Origin of the sequence: Catellatospora sp. NPDC049111, from assembly GCF_040648615.1 — a bacterium.
In the GTDB taxonomy this organism is placed as follows: Bacteria; Actinomycetota; Actinomycetes; order Mycobacteriales; family Micromonosporaceae; genus Catellatospora; species Catellatospora aurea.
The window spans coordinates 354,032-368,450 of the sequence record NZ_JBEZEB010000002.1 but is presented as its reverse complement, the minus strand read 5'-3'; the positions used below and the strand labels follow the sequence as shown (position 1 = coordinate 368,450).

Below are 14,419 nucleotides of genomic sequence, written 5' to 3'. Positions count from 1 at the left end.
CGCGCCCCGGCCGATCGCGGCCGGCAGGCCGGCTCCGCGCATCCGCGCTGCTCAGAGTGGGTGAGGCGTTAAGAAGGTGCCCTTCCACTACCAATAGCGATGGGAAGGTGCCCTTCCTTCGGCTGATGGCGATGGGGAGGGGCGTTTGGTTCAGCGTTCGGGGCGGATGTTGGGGTTCAGGTGGAAGGTGTTGTCGGGGTCGTAGACGGCTTTGATGCGGGAGAGGCGGCGGTAGTTGTCGAGACCGTAGGAGGCGACCACGCGCTCCTGGCCCTCCTGGCCGATGAAGTTGCTGTAGACCGCGCCGGTGGACCAGGGTTTGACGTCGGCGCGCAGGTCGCGGGCCCAGCGGATGGCCCGGTCGTCGTCGGCGGCGTCGGTCCACAGGCCCAGCGGGTGGACTACCCAGGGGGCGCGCCGCCACGGGACCGGGTAGGCGGTCGGGCCCGCGGCGACCGCGCCGCCGTACGGGAAGAGCACGTGCTGCGACGGGGACGGCGCGACCATGTCCTCGGCGCGCGCGCAGAACAGGTCGATCGCCTTGTCGGGCAGGGTGTCGAGGTGCTCGGCCGACCAGTAGTTGCGGTAGCCGGGCGGGTCGTCGAACATGCACTGCAGCTCGGCGTAGGGCACCTCGGCGATCAGCTCGCCCTGGTGGCCCAGCCGCAGCAGCGGGCCGATCACCCGGCGCGCCCGCGCCAGGTCACCGGCGTACGTGACGAGCATGGCGCAGGCCAGCCTGCCCACCAGGTGCGCGGGCGTGAACGGCTCGGCCGGCCCGGTCAGGTAGATGATGCCGCCGCCGACCTCCTCGGGCGCGTTCTCCATGAAGTCGCGGTAGGCCCGGGTCACGTCCGGTCCCGCCTCGGGCGGCCACAGCAGCAGCGCCACCGAAGCCGTGGGCAGCGGATACAGGCGCAGCGTCAGCGAGGTGACGACGCCGAAGTTGCCGCCGCCGCCGTGCAGCGCCCAGAACAGGTCCGGGTGGCTCTCCTCGCTGGCCACGACGGTGTTGCCGTCGGCGGTGACCAGCTCGGCGGCGACCAGGTTGTCGCAGGCCAGGCCGAACTTGCGCTCCAGCCAGCCGGAGCCGCCGCCGAGGGTGAAGCCGCCGACCCCGGTCGTGGAGACCCGGCCGCCGGTGGTGGCCAGGTCGAAGGGCTGGGTGGCGCGGTCGAGGTGGCTCATGGTCGCGCCGCCGCCGACGCGGACGACCCGGCGCCGCGGATCGACCGTCGCCAGGTTCATCCGGCGCAGGTCGATGACGAGGCCGCCCTCGGTCGACGCGGTGCCCGCCACGCCGTGGCCGCCGCCCCGCACCGCGATCTCCAGGCCCTGCTCGCGCCCGAACTCGATGGCCCGGGACACGTCCGCGCCGGTGGCGCACTGGGCGATCACGCCCGGCCGTTTGGCGATCATCGAGTTGAACAGGGTCCGCGCGTCGGCGTACGCCGCGTCGTCCGGCCCGATCACCGACCCGGCGAAGCCCGACCGCAGATCGGCCACCGCCGTCGCACCGAGGACGGTCATGAGAACTCCCCACGCAGGTAGACGGCGCACCAGGGTCCGCAGTCCAGCCTAGTGAGGCTCGGGACGAGCCACCGTGAAAAGGGAGTTCTCGTCCTGCCGCCCGACGTCCTGCCGCCCGACGTCGACTGCAGGTCAGCAGAACCAGCCGTCCTGCACCCAGCCGTTGCGGTTGACATGTCCGTAGGCGAACCCGTAGATGTAGCCGCCCTGCCGGGGACCCTTGACCAGGAAGGTCTGACCGGCGTAGAGGGTGCCCATCCAGGCGCCGAGCGGCTCGGTGCGCACGAACAGCGATTCGGCGCAGACGGTCTCCCGCACGCCGACGGTCCCGTTGGCCGCCTGGGCGGCGGCCGGCACGGCGAGCACGGCAAGAGCTGTCACGGCCGCGGCGGCCGCGCGCAGGGTTCCGGTCACCACGAGTCGTACCCTCCGATGCACTCGATCCGCATGTAGCCCCAGTCGTTGGGCCCGAAGTCGAAGGTCGCCGCCCAGCCGTTGTAGACCGGGTGCGCGCCGGGGGTGTGGCCGATCTTGTTGCCGTACTCCAGCACGCGCTTGAGGCCGTGCGGGCCGGAGGCCGAGTCGTAGTTGTCGTAGAAGCTGGCGCTCTGGCAGACGTTGATCGCGTGGCGGGGCACGACGACGGCCTGGGCCGGGCTCGCGGTGGCGAGCAAACCCACGGCCACCAGGGACGCGATGACTCCCGTGGAGATTCGCATATCCACTTTCCTCACTCGATGGAGATCGAGGCAAAGCTATCAACGGTGAAGTTTCTACACAAGATTCGGGCAGAAACTGAAACTTTCCTTTGTGCGGATCCGGACTTTCGCGGTCATGAGGCACGTCGCGCTCATTAGGCTCAGGGCATGGCGCCGGTCTCTCCGGTTTTCGTGGGCCGGCAGGCCGAGACGGAGCGGCTGCACGCCCTCGCGAGGCAGGCGGCCGGAGGGCACGGCGTCGCGGTCCTGGTCGAGGGCGAGCCGGGTATCGGCAAGACCTCGCTGCTGGACCGGGTCGCCGCGGACTGCACCGACCTCGGCATGCGGCTGCTCACCGGCGCCGCCGAGGATCTGGAGCAGCAGCTGCCGTTCTCCGCGATCGCCAACTGCCTGGGCATCGGCGCGGCCACCAGCGATCCCGAGCTGGCCCGGGTCTCCGGGCTGCTGCGCGGCGAGCAGGCCTTCACGCAGAGCCTGGCCGCCGTCAACCACGACTTCGTCATCACCGAGGCGATCCTCGACCTGTTCGACGAGTGGTTCGCGCAGGGCCCGGTCGCGCTGCTGCTCGACGACGCGCAGTGGGCCGACCCGCAGAGCCTCGTCGTGACGCACCGGCTGGGCCGAGGCATCGAGCAGGAGCCGATGCTGCTGGTCGTCGCCACCCGGTCCGCGCCCCGAGCCGCGGCCGTCGACGCCCTGGAACGCAGCCTCGTCGCCCGCGGCGGGCACGTGATCGAGCTGGCGCCGCTGCCGCCCGACGAGGTCGAGGCGCTCGCCCACGACCTGCTGCATGCCGACGCCGGCCCCCGGCTGAGCCGGCTGCTCGGCACCGCCGGCGGCAACCCGATGTACGTCACCGAGCTGCTGGCCGAGCTGGCCGAAGAGGGCGCGCTGGCGGGCCGGGACGGCCGGATGGAGCTGGTGTGGGACACCGACGAGCGGGCCGAGGGCTGGGTGCCGCCGCCGCTGGCGGAGGTGATCCTGCACCGCCTCGGTTTCCTGCCGCCCGCCGTACGCGACGCGCTGCAGACCGCGGCCGTGTTCGGGCGCACCGTCGAGCTGACCGAGCTGTCGCAGGTGCTGGGCCGGCCGGTGGCCGAGCTGGCCGACGTCGCGGCGAGCGCGGTCGAGGCGGGCATCCTCACCGACACCGGCACCCGGCTGGAGTTCCGGCAGCCGCTGATCCGGGAGGCGCTCGCGGCCCGGGTGCCGCCCTCGGCCCGCGCGGCGCTGCACCGGCGGGCGGCGCAGGCGCTCGACGCCGAAGGCGCGGGCGTCGAACGCATCGCCGAGCACGTGATTGCCGGTGAGGGCGTCGACGACCGGACCACGCAGTGGCTGATCGGCGTGGCCGACCCGCTCACCGCCCGCGCGCCCGAGCTGGCCGTGGAGCTGCTGCAGCGGGCCCTGCCGGGAGCGCCCCGGCGGCAGGCGGCGAGGTTGCGGCTCCAGCTGATCCGGGCGCTGCTCTGGCGGGGCGCGCACGCCGAGGCGGAACGCCTGGCCCGCGACGCCGTCGCCACGGGCGACGATCCCGCGTGCGACGGGGAGCTGCGCTGGCTGCTCGCCCAGACCTGCTACCGCCGCGGACACCTGAGGGAGTCGCTGGAGGTCATCGAGCAGGCCCTGGCCGAGCCGGGGCTGAGCGAGACCGAGCGCGGGCGCTTCCACGGCTTCGCGGCCGTGTGCCTGTTCTTCCTGACCCGCTTCGACGAGGCGCGGGCGGCCGCGCGCCGGGCGGTGCGGGCCGGTGAGGCGACCGGGGACGCGCGCTGCACCGGGATCGGCGACTTCGCCCTGGCCATGACGCTGGCCATGGACGGGGACCTGGAGCAGGCGCTGGTCGTCAACGACCGGGCCTTCGCCTCGCTCACCGAGGGCGTGCAGCCGGATCTGCAGGTCGACCCGTACACCCTGCGCGGGATGTGCCTGCTGGAGCTCGACCGGCTGGCCGAGGCCGAGCGGGCGCTGTCGGCCGCGATCGCCGCCAACCGCGAGTCCGGCGGGGCGTACCTGCCGATCGCCCACACGCTGCGGGCGCGGCTGCTGTTCCTGGACGGCCGCTGGGACGACGCGCTGGTCGAGATCGAGGCCGCCGCCGAGCTGCCGGACCTGCTCGGCAGTGCGGTGCGGCTGCGTGGCATGGCCGATCTGATCGCGGTGCACCGCGGGACGACCGTCGACCCGCCCACGGGGACGGGCGCGTCCTATCCGCACCACTTCAGCCGCTGGGCGCGAGCGCTGTGCGTGGAGTCCCAGCAGGGTCCGGCGGCCGCCTTCGAGCTGCTGGCCCCGGCCTGGGGGAAGGCGCACGGGCTGGAGCCGCGGCGGCTGGTGTACCGCGTGTGCGCCGACCTGGCCCGGCTGGCGGTCGCCGCGGGTGACCGGGAACGGGCCGGCGCGCTGGCCCGGGACGTGGACGCGCTGCTGGCCGGGCGCGCCCACCCGAGCCTCGCCGCGACCGCGAAGCTGTGTCACGGGCTCGCCGGTGACGACGCGGAACTGCTGCTCGCCGCGGCCGCGGACTACCGCGAAGCGGGGTGGCCGCTGTACGAGGGCAACGCGTACGAGAACGCCGCCGAGGCGCTGGCCCGCCAGGACCACCCGGCACGGGCCCGCCGGGCGCTGGACAAGGCGCTGGAGCTGTACAGCGCGCTGGAGGCGACCGCCGACACCGCCCGCGCCGAGGCCCGGCTGCGGGCGGCTGGCGTGCGCCGGGGCGTACGCGGCCCGCGCAAGCGCCCCAAGCACGGCTGGGAGGCGCTCACCGCGACCGAGCAGCGCGTCGTCGCGCTGGTCGCGTCAGGCCTGTCCAACCCCGACATCGCCGCGCAGATGTTCCTGTCCCGGCGCACCGTGCAGTCGCACGTGTCCAGCATCCTCGGCAAGCTCGAACTCAGCTCGCGGGTCGAGCTGGCGGTGCAGGCCGCCGAGCGCGGCACGGTGCAGGCCGGCTGACCTGGCGGCGGCTCACCGCCGGTTCGCCTCCGCCGGGCTGTCGATCGGCGCTTCGAGGTCCGACGCGTCGCCGATGACGGACTCGGGGTGGGCCGCGACGTATTCGTCGAGCGTGCCGTTCGCGGCCGCCTGGAACATGAGCAGCGTCTGCGGGCTGAGCGCCTGGGTGCCCTTGACCTTGGCCCGGTTGTACATGCCGTTGTTGGTCTTGAGCATGACCAGGTCGCCGGGGGTGAGGCCGCGCAGCGTCCAGATGTAGTCGAACAGGTCGGCGTGGCCGGTGTCGAGCTTCAGGGTGCTGCCCGCGGCCGTGAGCAGTGAATTGATCTTGATGGGATTGGTGATGATGCCGGCCGAGGTCACCTTGTCACCGATCGCCTTCAGCAGCTGCTGCTGGTGACGCTGCCGGTCGTAGTCGCCGTACGGGCCGCTCTTGCGCTGGCGCACGTAGTCCAGCGCCTCCCAGCCCGCCATGTCCCGGCAGCCGACGTGGTGCACATAGGTGTTGGGCAGAAACACCCCGGACTTCTTGCCGTAGGCGTACTTCGGCTTGCCGTCGACCACGATGAAATGGTCCGAGCGGGTCTCCTGGTCGACGCACATGTGCACGCCGTCCAGCTCGTCGACGACGTTCTTGAACGCGTCGAAGTCGACGACCGCGACGCCGTCGAACTTCAGGCCGGTCAGCTCGTGCACCATGTTCGCGGTCAGCGCGGCCCCGCCTTGCCAGCCCTGGCCGTTGCGCGAGCCGTAGGTGTAGGCGGCGTTGGCCCGGGTCCTGGCCCCGTAGAAGTTGGCCTTCGGGTAGGCCGGGATGTGCACCAGGGCGTCGCGTGGGATCGACATCAGATAGGCCCGGTCGTGCCCGGCGGGCACGTGCAGCATGATGATCGTGTCGGTCCGCCCGCTGCCCTCGACCCAGCCGTCGCGGGTGTCCAGCCCCAGCAGCAGGATGTCGATCGCGCCGCGCAACGTGCGCCCTTCGACCTCCGGCTCCTTGCGCGCCTCTCCCTCGAGCACCGAACCGGTCTCCACCGCGCTGGTCAGGCTGTGCAGGTAGGACTGGGTGACCATGGCGCCGCCGAACCCGAGCGCCAGCACGAGCACCATCACGCCGAGCATCAGCACGGCCCACACCGGCAGCCGCCGCCGGCGGGGCCGGAGCGGGGTGGTGTCGGGCAGGCCGCGGGGGTTTTCGAGCGGGGTCATCTGTCTCTCCGTGCCGGGGGTCTCCTGGCGAAGGACCATACCAGCCACTAACCGCTCATTAGCGAGTTTTGTCTCGTTCGCACACCTCGGGAGGTTTCAGGTCAGTCGCGCTGGGTACCCCCACGGTAGAGATATCCGCTATCTCGGAGGAGTTCGACATGGGTATCAAGGACAAGATCAGCAACGAGGCCGAGAACATGACGGGCAAGGCCAAAGAGGCCACCGGCAAGATGACCGACAACGAGCGCCTCGAGGCCGAGGGCAAGATGGACCAGGCCTCGGCGAAGGTGAAGAAGGCCGGCGAAAAGGCCTCCGACGCCATGAGCGACGCCAAGGACGCGGCCAAGGACGCCATCCGCCGGTAGTCGTTGCCGCCCATGACAGCGCCGCCCCGCGATCGGATCACGGGGCGGCGCTCTGTCGGCAGGTCAGCGTCGGCGGGTCAGTGCTCGGAGCCGGAGAACGGTTCGGGCGGGTTGCGGGGATCGCGGTTCTCCTCGGTCAGCCGCTCGGTGTCCTCGTGCCGGCGCTGCTCGTCGCGGTGCGCCTCGTCCCTGGTGTGCTCCAGGTCGGTGCCGCCCGCCGGCTCGATCGGCTCGTACTCCTCGGGGCTGTGATCGGTCATGCCGGACTGCATACCCGCGCCACGGCCTGCACAAACGCCTGCGGAGACGGTGCCGGGTGTATCCTGATCATCTCGGCGACATCTCGTGTTGTGCCCGCCGCGGGAGTATCGCGGCCCTATGATCTGCTTCATGACCGTCAGTGAACAGCTCATTACGGCTAGCAACGAGGAACGGGCGGACCTCCGCGCCGAGCTGATCACTCTGCTCGACCGCTGGCAGGCCTGGCGCAACGATCCGGCGTACCCGGGCACCGGCCGGGTCGGACCGGCCTGGCAGGCGGGCCTCGACCGCGCCATCGCCGACACCCGGGAGTCCGTGCACGCGCTGCCGCCGGACCACGACCCCAGCGCGCTGGCCGACCTGACCCAGCCCCTGCTGAGCACCTTCTGGGCGCACCGTCCCGGCCCGATGGCCGAGGTCGTCACCCAGGTGGCGATGTTGCGGCTGCGGGCCGTGGCCATGCACGGCCGGGTCGCCCGGCGGCTGGCCCAGGAGCCGGTGGGCACCGCCGCGAATTGATCGTCCGGTTTAGCCCGCCTGAGCGCCGGGTACCTCAACGACGATGGGGAGCGTTCCTCGAGTGGGGAGACCGAAGTGCTTGTTCTGGGCCTGATTCTGTTGCTGCTGGGATATTTCCTCCACATCAGCATCCTGTGGACGATCGGCTTGATCCTGCTGATCGTCGGCGCGATCCTGTGGATCCTGGGAGCGGTCGGCCGCCCCGTTGGCGGACGACGGCATTATTGGTGACAGGCTGAAATGCGAAAGGGGCGCCCGAGAGGCGCCCCTTTCGCTGTCCGGCGGCGGTTACTCCGCGGCTACCGCGCCCGGCCGGGCCGTCGCGGTCAGCACGACCGCCACCAGCAGGCCCGCCAGCGCCTGCACCACCGGGATGCCGGTGTAGAGCTCGGGCAGCGCCGCCGCCGCGAGCTCCGCCGACGGCCCGGCGGGCGACGCGAACAGGAACCCGATCGCCAGGTAGATCGCCCAGGTGAAGAAGCCGGCCAGCGCGGCGACGGCCCACAGCCGGCCGCGGTCGCCGGGAGCGGGCCGCAGCCACAGCACGGCCAGGTCGGTGAGCACCCCGGCGACCAGCAGGCCACCGATGAGTTCGAGGTTGCCGAATCCGGTGATGGCGGCGCAGAGCGCGCCGATGACCGCGTAGACGACGGTGACGCTGCCGGGCGGCAGCGCCCACCGGCGGGCCAGGGCCAGGATCGGCAGGATCAGCACCAGGTTGGTGACCAGGATCGAGGTGGCCATGTCGGAGCTGAGCCGCTCGTCGTCGTTGATCAGCGACAGCATGATCCGGCCCGGCGAGTACACCAGCGCGTTCGCGTACTGCAGGAACAGCAGCACCAGCGTGGCCCCCAGGGCGATGGACAGCACCGCCGGCAGCAGCCCCAGCAGCCCGCGGGCCGGGTCGGTGCGGCGCGCCCACGCCGTGCGCAGCGGCGTCGTCACGATGATCATCATCGCGCTGACCAGGCCCAGGTGGGTGGGGCTGAACAGGATGTCGATGGTCTGCTCGACGCCGAACACGACGTGCCACAGCATGTCGCCGAGGCCGGCCAGGGCGAACCCGCCGATCGCGAACACGGCCGGCGGGTAACCGGCCGGCATGGCGCGCAGGTCGGGCAGCCGCCCGCCGCGGAACGCGGCCCGGCAGGTCCACAGGATCCAGCCCGCGGTCACGATGAAGCCCCAGTAGAAGACCGCGTGCCAGGGCGTGAAGAACGTCTCCAGTTCGGGCACGTTGTTGTGCGCCCAGGCGTCGACCATCAGGCCGATGGTGAACCAGGTGCCCAGCAGCACGGTCACCAGGTCCGTGCGATAGGACGTCACCGGCCGGTCCGGATCGGAGGCCGCTGCGGGCGCGTCCTGTGCGGGTGCGGTGCTGACCATGCGGATCCCCATCCTGCCGTGCGCCGACTCGTGGCGGGACACAGGATATCGCCGACGATCACCGCGCGCCGACCGCAGGAGTGCACCCGATCGACAACTGAGGCCATAGACGCAGCTCAGCAGGGACAGCGGGCGGCTCGCCGACCGGAAGCCGCCCGCCGGGCGGGATCAGGGGGTCGCGGTGGGCGCGGCCGAGGCGGTCGGCGCGGGCACCGGCGTGCCGCCGTTCGGCAGCGTCTTCGGCGGCAGCGGCCAGGGCATCGGCTGCCCGTCCAGACCCCGCTGGCGCAGCCGCTCCCGCAGCAGCTGCCGCATCAGCTCCCCGTCCCGCAGCCGCTCGGGGCGCACCCGCTCGTCGCGGTCGCGCTTGCCGCCCCACGGACCGCGGTCGCCCCGGTCGGCGCGGTCGAAGTCGTGGCCGTGGTGGCCGCGGTGGTGCCCGGCCACCAGACCGACCGCGAGGCCCAGGCCCCCGCAGACCAGGCCGCCGAGCAGGAACGCGATCAGGACCGCGGCCAGCGTCCCGCCGGACGGCCGGGACCAGGTGCGGGTGCGCGGCGCGGGCTGCGGGTCCGGTTCGGAGGTGTCGTCGTCGACCGGCTGCTGCGGCTCGGTGGTCATGCGGGGCTCCCAGGCTGAGGGGGGTACGGCGGGCCGGCTACCACTGTGACACCGCCGAGCGCCGGGCGGTAGCCGGGCGTGGTACACATGGGCCGGTGGACGCTGAGGAGGAGCCGGGTGGGCGGCGCGTGGAGGACCTCGTGCTCGACGCCGCCCGCGACTGCGTGCTCGCGTACGGGGTGCGCCGCACGACGGTGACCGACGTGGCGCGCCGGGCCGGGGTGTCCCGGATGTCGGTGTACCGCCGCTGGCCCGACGTGCAGAGCCTGGTCGCCGACCTGATGAGCCGCGAGTGGCACCGCGTGATCGTGGACGCGGCGAGGCAGGCCGCCGCGGCCGACGGCCCGTTGCGGGCCCGCCTGGTGACGCAGTCGGTGACCGCCGCCGCGACGCTGCGCGTGCACCCGCTGCTCCGCAAGATCCTGGAAGTGGACCCCGAGATCCTGCTGCCGTACATGCTCGACCGGCGTGGCGCGGGGCAGGAGGAGATGCTCGGCTTCCTGGTCGAGATGATCGCGGCCGGGCAGGCCGAGGGCTCGGTGCGTGACGGCGACCCGGCCCGGCTGGCCCGCGCCGTGCTGCTGACCGCGCAGTCCTTCGTCCTGTCGGTGGCCACCGTGACCGACGGCCACACCCCGTCCGACCTCGACGCCGAACTGACCCTCCTGCTCGACCGCTACCTGTCCCCCGTACGCGCCTAGCCATAGACGTTGGCCTATCACATCGAATACGGGTCGCGGAAAATAGACGTGATAGGCCATCGTCGATGTCGGGCGGGGTTCAGGCCGGAGCGAGGATCGACAAGACTCTCGGACGTACCGAGATCCGCAGCTCGCCGAGCGTGGTGAGCGGGTCGCCGTCGGCGTAGGCGGGCACCGGGCGGTCGGCGGCAACGGTGACCGTCGCGCCGCGCAGCACGGTGACCTCGGGGCGGCGCACGTGCACCCCGCTCCGCATCTCCCGCAGCACCAGCGGGAACAGCAGTTTGGACACACCGCCGAGCACGATCACGTCGAGCTGCCCGTCGTCCACGACGGCGTCGGGAGCGACGTGCAGGCCGCCGCCGTAGTAGCCCGAGTTCGCGACCACCACCGAGTACGCCCGCGCCGACAGCTGCTGCCCGTCGACGTCGAGCCGGTAGACGGTGGGCCGCCAGCCGAGCAGCGCCCGTGCCCCCGCCAGCGGGTAGACCAGCCCGGCCGGGGTGAACCGGGTCTGGTTGGCGCGCTCGTTGGCCGCCGCGTCCACCCCGGCGTACACGCTGCCCAGCACGGTCTCGCCGCCCGCTTCGAGCGCGTCGACACGGCGCGGCCGCCCGTGCAGCAGCAGCTCGGCGACGTCCTCGGCGCGGTGCGGTAGGCCGAGCTGCCGGGCCAGGTCGTTGCCGCGCCCGGCGGGCACGACGCCCAGCACGCCGCCGGTGCCCACCAGTGCCGCACCAAGGCAGCGCAGTGTGCCGTCGCCCCCGGCGGCCAGCACCACCTCGCCGTCGGCGGCACAGCGCCGGGCGATCTCGCGGGCCTGCCCGACCCCGCCGGTGTACTCGACGCGCACCCGCGCCCCGCCCGCCCGCAACAGCTGCGCGACCGGCATCAGCCGGGCCAGCCCCCGGCGCGCGGCCGGACCTACCACCGCCGTGAAGGACCTGCTCATCAGGGCACCAGAACGCCTGGGTTGAGCACGCGCGCCGGGTCGAGTTCCCTCTTGACCGCCTGCAGCACGTCGACGCCGAGCGGGCCGATCTCCTGGGCGAACCAGTCGCGGTGCTCGGTGCCGACGCCGTGGTGGTGGCTGATGGTCCCGCCGGCCGCGATGATCGCGTCGTTGGCCGCCGCCTTGGCCCGCTGCCACCGCGCCACCGGCTCGTCGCCGTACGCGGTGACGACGGTGAAGTAGAGGGAGGCTCCGGTCTCGTAGACGTGCGAGACGTGGCACAGCACCATCGACGGCACGGGCAGCGCTGCGAACAGCGCCTCGCGCACGGCGTCGTACAGCCCCGGCAGCGCGGACCAGAACGCCGCCGTCTCCAGCGTCTCGGCGAACGCGCCCGCGTCGAGCAGCGCGTCGCGCAGGTACGGCGCGTCGAACCGGTGCGCGGCCCACTGCTCCCCCGGCTCACCGCCCAGCTCCTGCCCGCCGCACTCGCGCAGCACCGCCGCGGTCTGCGCCACGGCGTGCCCGACGGACGCGCCCTCGTGGCCGACCACGAGCAGGCAGCCGCCGTCGCCGCGGCCCCGCCCGGCCGCGCCGAGCATGGTCTCCACCTCGTCGGACAGCCGCAGCACGGTCGGCCGGGGACCGTCCTGGGCCAGCCGTCGCGCGGCCGCGACACCGTCGGCGAACGACTCGAAGCGCCAGCCCTCGTAGTGCCGTTCGGCGGCGAGCGGGCGGACCCGCACGGTCACGTCGGTGATCACGCCGAACGCGCCCTCCGAGCCGAGGAACAGCCGGCGCAGGTCGGGCCCGGCCGAAGAGGCGGGGGCGCGACCGGTGCTGATCGTGCCGCGCGGGGTGGCCACGGTCAGGCCGACGACCATGTCGTCGAAGCGGCCGTAGCCCGCCGAGGCCTGGCCGGAGGAGCGGGTGGCGGCGAAGCCGCCGATGGTGGCGTACTCGTACGACTGCGGGACGTGGCCGAGGGTGAAGCCGTGCTCGGCCAGCAGTTCGTCGGCGCGCGGCGCGGGCAGCCCGGCCTGCAGCACCGCGGTGCGCGACACCGGGTCGACCGCGACCAGCCGGTCCAGGCGGCGCAGGTCGAGCGTGACGTATCCGTCCGCCTCGGGGGTGAGCCCGCCGACGACCGAGGTGCCGCCGCCGAACGGCACCACCGCGATCCGGTGCTCGGCGCAGACGGCCAGCACGGCCAGCACCTGCTCGTGGTCGGCGGGGGCGACCACGGCGGCAGGCAGCGCGGGCAGCTCGCCCGTGCGCTGGTGGAACAGGTCGGGAGTGGACTTGCCCGACGCGTGCAGTGCCCGCTCGGCGGCGTCCGTGCCGACGTGATCCGCGCCGACCACCGCGACCAGCGCGGCGAGCGCCGGCTCGGCGAGGGCAGGCGCCGGAGCGCTGACGGCGTCCAAAACGGTCGCCGGCCCGGGCGGGGTCACGTCGAAGACCTGCTTGAGCAGCCCTGCCACGGCCTCAGGCAGCGGCTTCGCCTGCTCCGGTGTGCCCCAGCGCGCCCAGGTCGCACGCCGCCCTTCCCGCATCGCATCCATGTGTGACAGAGTTACATCCAGTGTCACTTCGGCGCAAGGAGGCGACCGTGTCGGACGCTGCCAGCACCTCTCTCAACGCGTCACGCCGGGATCGCGAACTGGCTGAGCTGGCCGCCGGTGAAGTGGTGGACGTGCTGGTGGTCGGCCTCGGCGTGACCGGGGCGGGGGTCGCGCTGGACGCCGCCACACGCGGGCTGTCGGTGGCCGCGATCGACGCCCACGACCTGGCGTTCGGCACGTCGCGGTGGAGCTCCAAACTGGTCCACGGCGGGCTGCGTTACCTGGCCAAGGGCGAGCTCGGGGTGGCGTACGAGAGCGCGGTGGAGCGCGGCGTGCTGATGGCCCGCACCGCCCCGCACCTGACCCGGGCGCTGGCGATGATGCTGCCCGCGACCGCGTACACCGCGCCGCTGACCGTCGGCCTGGCCGGGGCCGGTTTGCGGGCCGGTGACCTGCTGCGCGCCGTCGCGGGCACCCGGCGCGCGATCCTGCCAGGGGTGCGTTCGCTGTCCCCGGCCGAGGCCCGCGGCATGGTGCCCGCGCTGCGCTCCGGTGGACTGCGCGGGGCGCGGTTGTCCTGGGACGGGCAGCTGTGCGATGACGCGCGCCTGGTCACCGGCCTGGCCCGCGCCGCCGCCGGGGCTGGCGCGAAGATACTGACCCGCTGCCGCGCCACCGAGCTGACCGGCGACGCGGCCGCCGTGACCGACACGCTCGCCGGCGCCCGGCACACCGTCCGGGCCCGCGCGGTCGTCAACGCGACCGGCGTCTGGGCCGGGCAGCTCGCTCCCGACATCACCCTGCGCCCCTCCCGCGGCACCCACCTGGTGCTGCCGTCGTCGCTGTTCGGCGGCCTGTGGGCGGGACTGACCATCCCGGTGCCCGGCGAGCTGTCCCGCTTCGTCATCGTGCTGCCGCAGGCCGACGGCCTGGTCTACGTCGGCCTGACCGACGAGCCGGTCGACGTGCCCGTCCCCGACGTGCCCGAGGTGCCCGAGTCGGATGTGGACTTCCTGCTCGACGTGCTCAACTCGGCCCTGGAGACCCCGGTGCGCCGCACCGACGTGCTCGGCGCGTTCGCCGGCCTGCGCCCCCTGATGGCCGCGGGCGGCCGCACCGCCGACATCTCCCGCCGCCACGCCGTCATCCAAGGCCGTGACGGCGTCCTGACCGTCGTCGGCGGCAAGCTCACCACCTACCGCCGCATGGCCGAGGACACCGTCGACGTCCTGGCCACCCGCCGCGGCATGAACGCCGGCCCCTGCCGCACCCGCGACCTGCCCCTACCCGGCGCGGCCCCCCGCGACCTGCTGACCCGCGTCCCCGCCCCCGCCCGCCTCATCGCCCGCTACGGCACCGAGGCCCCGGCGGTCCTTGCCGAAGCCGCACCCGAGTTGCACACCCCGCTCGCGCCGGGCAGCCCGGTGACCGGGGCCGAACTCCAGTGGGCGGTCCGCCACGAGGGCGCGCTCACCGTCGACGACCTGCTCGACCGGCGTACCCGCCTGGGCCTGGTCCCCCACCACCGCGCCGCCGCCCTCCCGACGGCCGAACACGTCCTGAACGAAGGAAGGGCACCTGCACAACGCTCCGCGTTGTAGAAGGTGCCCTTCCCATCATCACAGCGCTGTGA

At 73.2% G+C, this 14,419-nt stretch carries 15 protein-coding genes; 6 read left to right on the top strand and 9 right to left on the bottom strand.

Annotated elements, in window-relative coordinates; translation table 11 throughout:
* Positions 1–150 precede the first annotated feature (150 nt).
* The 3 genes from AB0B66_RS04230 to AB0B66_RS04220 all read right to left on the bottom strand — a co-directional run bounded on the left by AB0B66_RS04230 (position 151) and on the right by AB0B66_RS04220 (position 2,249).
* Positions 151–1,530 (bottom strand): FAD-binding oxidoreductase, encoded by a 1,380-nt coding sequence (locus AB0B66_RS04230; RefSeq protein ID WP_360522616.1) that lies wholly within the window; start codon positions 1,528–1,530, stop codon positions 151–153.
* Positions 1,531–1,662: 132 nt separating this feature from the next.
* Positions 1,663–1,947, bottom strand: a complete 285-nt coding sequence (locus tag AB0B66_RS04225; RefSeq protein ID WP_360522613.1) for a hypothetical protein — start codon at positions 1,945–1,947, stop codon at positions 1,663–1,665.
* Positions 1,941–2,249, bottom strand: coding sequence for a hypothetical protein (locus AB0B66_RS04220; RefSeq protein ID WP_360522610.1), 309 nt, complete (start codon positions 2,247–2,249; stop codon positions 1,941–1,943). Before AB0B66_RS04220 ends, AB0B66_RS04225 begins: the two co-directional genes overlap by 7 nt.
* A 147-nt stretch (positions 2,250–2,396) precedes the next feature.
* Here AB0B66_RS04220 and AB0B66_RS04215 point away from each other — a divergent pair, with 147 nt between their 5' ends.
* Complete coding sequence (locus AB0B66_RS04215; protein ID WP_360522608.1) at positions 2,397–5,207, top strand: AAA family ATPase; 2,811 nt, start codon at positions 2,397–2,399, stop codon at positions 5,205–5,207.
* Between the two features lie 12 nt (positions 5,208–5,219).
* Here AB0B66_RS04215 and AB0B66_RS04210 read toward each other — a convergent pair whose 3' ends face one another.
* Positions 5,220–6,416 carry an LCP family protein gene (locus tag AB0B66_RS04210; protein WP_360522605.1) on the bottom strand — a complete coding sequence of 399 codons (1,197 nt, stop codon included), beginning with the start codon at positions 6,414–6,416 and terminating at the stop codon, positions 5,220–5,222.
* Between the two features lie 158 nt (positions 6,417–6,574).
* On the opposite strand from AB0B66_RS04210, the gene AB0B66_RS04205 reads away from it, so the two are divergent.
* Positions 6,575–6,781, top strand: a complete 207-nt coding sequence (locus AB0B66_RS04205) for a CsbD family protein (RefSeq protein WP_360522602.1) — start codon at positions 6,575–6,577, stop codon at positions 6,779–6,781.
* A 77-nt stretch (positions 6,782–6,858) separates the two neighbouring features.
* On the opposite strand, the gene AB0B66_RS04200 is transcribed toward AB0B66_RS04205, so the two are convergent.
* Entirely contained in the window at positions 6,859–7,041 is a 183-nt protein-coding gene (locus tag AB0B66_RS04200; RefSeq protein ID WP_360522599.1) for a hypothetical protein, read from the bottom strand.
* Positions 7,042–7,171: 130 nt separating this feature from the next.
* On the opposite strand from AB0B66_RS04200, the gene AB0B66_RS04195 reads away from it, so the two are divergent.
* Both AB0B66_RS04195 and AB0B66_RS04190 read left to right on the top strand, forming a co-directional pair.
* Positions 7,172–7,561 carry a hypothetical protein gene (locus AB0B66_RS04195; RefSeq protein ID WP_360522596.1) on the top strand — a complete coding sequence of 130 codons (390 nt, stop codon included), beginning with the start codon at positions 7,172–7,174 and terminating at the stop codon, positions 7,559–7,561.
* Between the two features lie 75 nt (positions 7,562–7,636).
* Positions 7,637–7,792, top strand: a complete 156-nt coding sequence (locus AB0B66_RS04190) for a DUF6131 family protein (protein ID WP_166382865.1) — start codon at positions 7,637–7,639, stop codon at positions 7,790–7,792.
* 57 nt (positions 7,793–7,849) lie between these two features.
* Here AB0B66_RS04190 and AB0B66_RS04185 read toward each other — a convergent pair whose 3' ends face one another.
* On the bottom strand, positions 7,850–8,947 hold the full coding sequence (locus tag AB0B66_RS04185) for a hypothetical protein (protein ID WP_360522593.1): 1,098 nt from the start codon (positions 8,945–8,947) through the stop codon (positions 7,850–7,852).
* Between the two features lie 168 nt (positions 8,948–9,115).
* On the bottom strand, positions 9,116–9,568 hold the full coding sequence (locus tag AB0B66_RS04180; protein ID WP_360522590.1) for a hypothetical protein: 453 nt from the start codon (positions 9,566–9,568) through the stop codon (positions 9,116–9,118).
* Positions 9,569–9,663: 95 nt separating this feature from the next.
* Between AB0B66_RS04180 and AB0B66_RS04175 the strand changes: the two genes are divergently transcribed.
* Positions 9,664–10,269, top strand: coding sequence for a TetR/AcrR family transcriptional regulator (locus tag AB0B66_RS04175; protein WP_360522587.1), 606 nt, complete (start codon positions 9,664–9,666; stop codon positions 10,267–10,269).
* Positions 10,270–10,348: 79 nt separating this feature from the next.
* On the opposite strand, the gene AB0B66_RS04170 is transcribed toward AB0B66_RS04175, so the two are convergent.
* Both AB0B66_RS04170 and AB0B66_RS04165 read right to left on the bottom strand, forming a co-directional pair.
* Complete coding sequence (locus AB0B66_RS04170) at positions 10,349–11,221, bottom strand: diacylglycerol kinase family protein (protein ID WP_360522584.1); 873 nt, start codon at positions 11,219–11,221, stop codon at positions 10,349–10,351.
* Positions 11,221–12,786 (bottom strand): FAD-binding oxidoreductase, encoded by a 1,566-nt coding sequence (locus AB0B66_RS04165; protein WP_360522581.1) that lies wholly within the window; start codon positions 12,784–12,786, stop codon positions 11,221–11,223. The genes AB0B66_RS04170 and AB0B66_RS04165 overlap by 1 nt, the downstream gene beginning before the upstream one ends.
* A gap of 47 nt (positions 12,787–12,833) precedes the next feature.
* Between AB0B66_RS04165 and AB0B66_RS04160 the strand changes: the two genes are divergently transcribed.
* Positions 12,834–14,387 carry a glycerol-3-phosphate dehydrogenase/oxidase gene (locus AB0B66_RS04160; RefSeq protein ID WP_360522578.1) on the top strand — a complete coding sequence of 518 codons (1,554 nt, stop codon included), beginning with the start codon at positions 12,834–12,836 and terminating at the stop codon, positions 14,385–14,387.
* Positions 14,388–14,419: the final 32 nt, after the last annotated feature.

What these genes read in the sequence shown, in the direction of transcription:
- AB0B66_RS04230 (WP_360522616.1), bottom strand. Translation starts at nt 1,530, where the DNA reads ATGACCGTCCTCGGTGCGACGGCGGTGGCCGATCTGCGGTCGGGCTTC.
- AB0B66_RS04220 (WP_360522610.1), bottom strand. Translation starts at nt 2,249, where the DNA reads ATGCGAATCTCCACGGGAGTCATCGCGTCCCTGGTGGCCGTGGGTTTG.
- AB0B66_RS04215 (WP_360522608.1), top strand. Translation starts at nt 2,397, where the DNA reads ATGGCGCCGGTCTCTCCGGTTTTCGTGGGCCGGCAGGCCGAGACGGAG.
- AB0B66_RS04210 (WP_360522605.1), bottom strand. Translation starts at nt 6,416, where the DNA reads ATGACCCCGCTCGAAAACCCCCGCGGCCTGCCCGACACCACCCCGCTC.
- AB0B66_RS04205 (WP_360522602.1), top strand. Translation starts at nt 6,575, where the DNA reads ATGGGTATCAAGGACAAGATCAGCAACGAGGCCGAGAACATGACGGGC.
- AB0B66_RS04200 (WP_360522599.1), bottom strand. Translation starts at nt 7,041, where the DNA reads ATGACCGATCACAGCCCCGAGGAGTACGAGCCGATCGAGCCGGCGGGC.
- AB0B66_RS04195 (WP_360522596.1), top strand. Translation starts at nt 7,172, where the DNA reads ATGACCGTCAGTGAACAGCTCATTACGGCTAGCAACGAGGAACGGGCG.
- AB0B66_RS04185 (WP_360522593.1), bottom strand. Translation starts at nt 8,947, where the DNA reads ATGGTCAGCACCGCACCCGCACAGGACGCGCCCGCAGCGGCCTCCGAT.
- AB0B66_RS04180 (WP_360522590.1), bottom strand. Translation starts at nt 9,568, where the DNA reads ATGACCACCGAGCCGCAGCAGCCGGTCGACGACGACACCTCCGAACCG.
- AB0B66_RS04170 (WP_360522584.1), bottom strand. Translation starts at nt 11,221, where the DNA reads ATGAGCAGGTCCTTCACGGCGGTGGTAGGTCCGGCCGCGCGCCGGGGG.
- AB0B66_RS04165 (WP_360522581.1), bottom strand. Translation starts at nt 12,786, where the DNA reads ATGGATGCGATGCGGGAAGGGCGGCGTGCGACCTGGGCGCGCTGGGGC.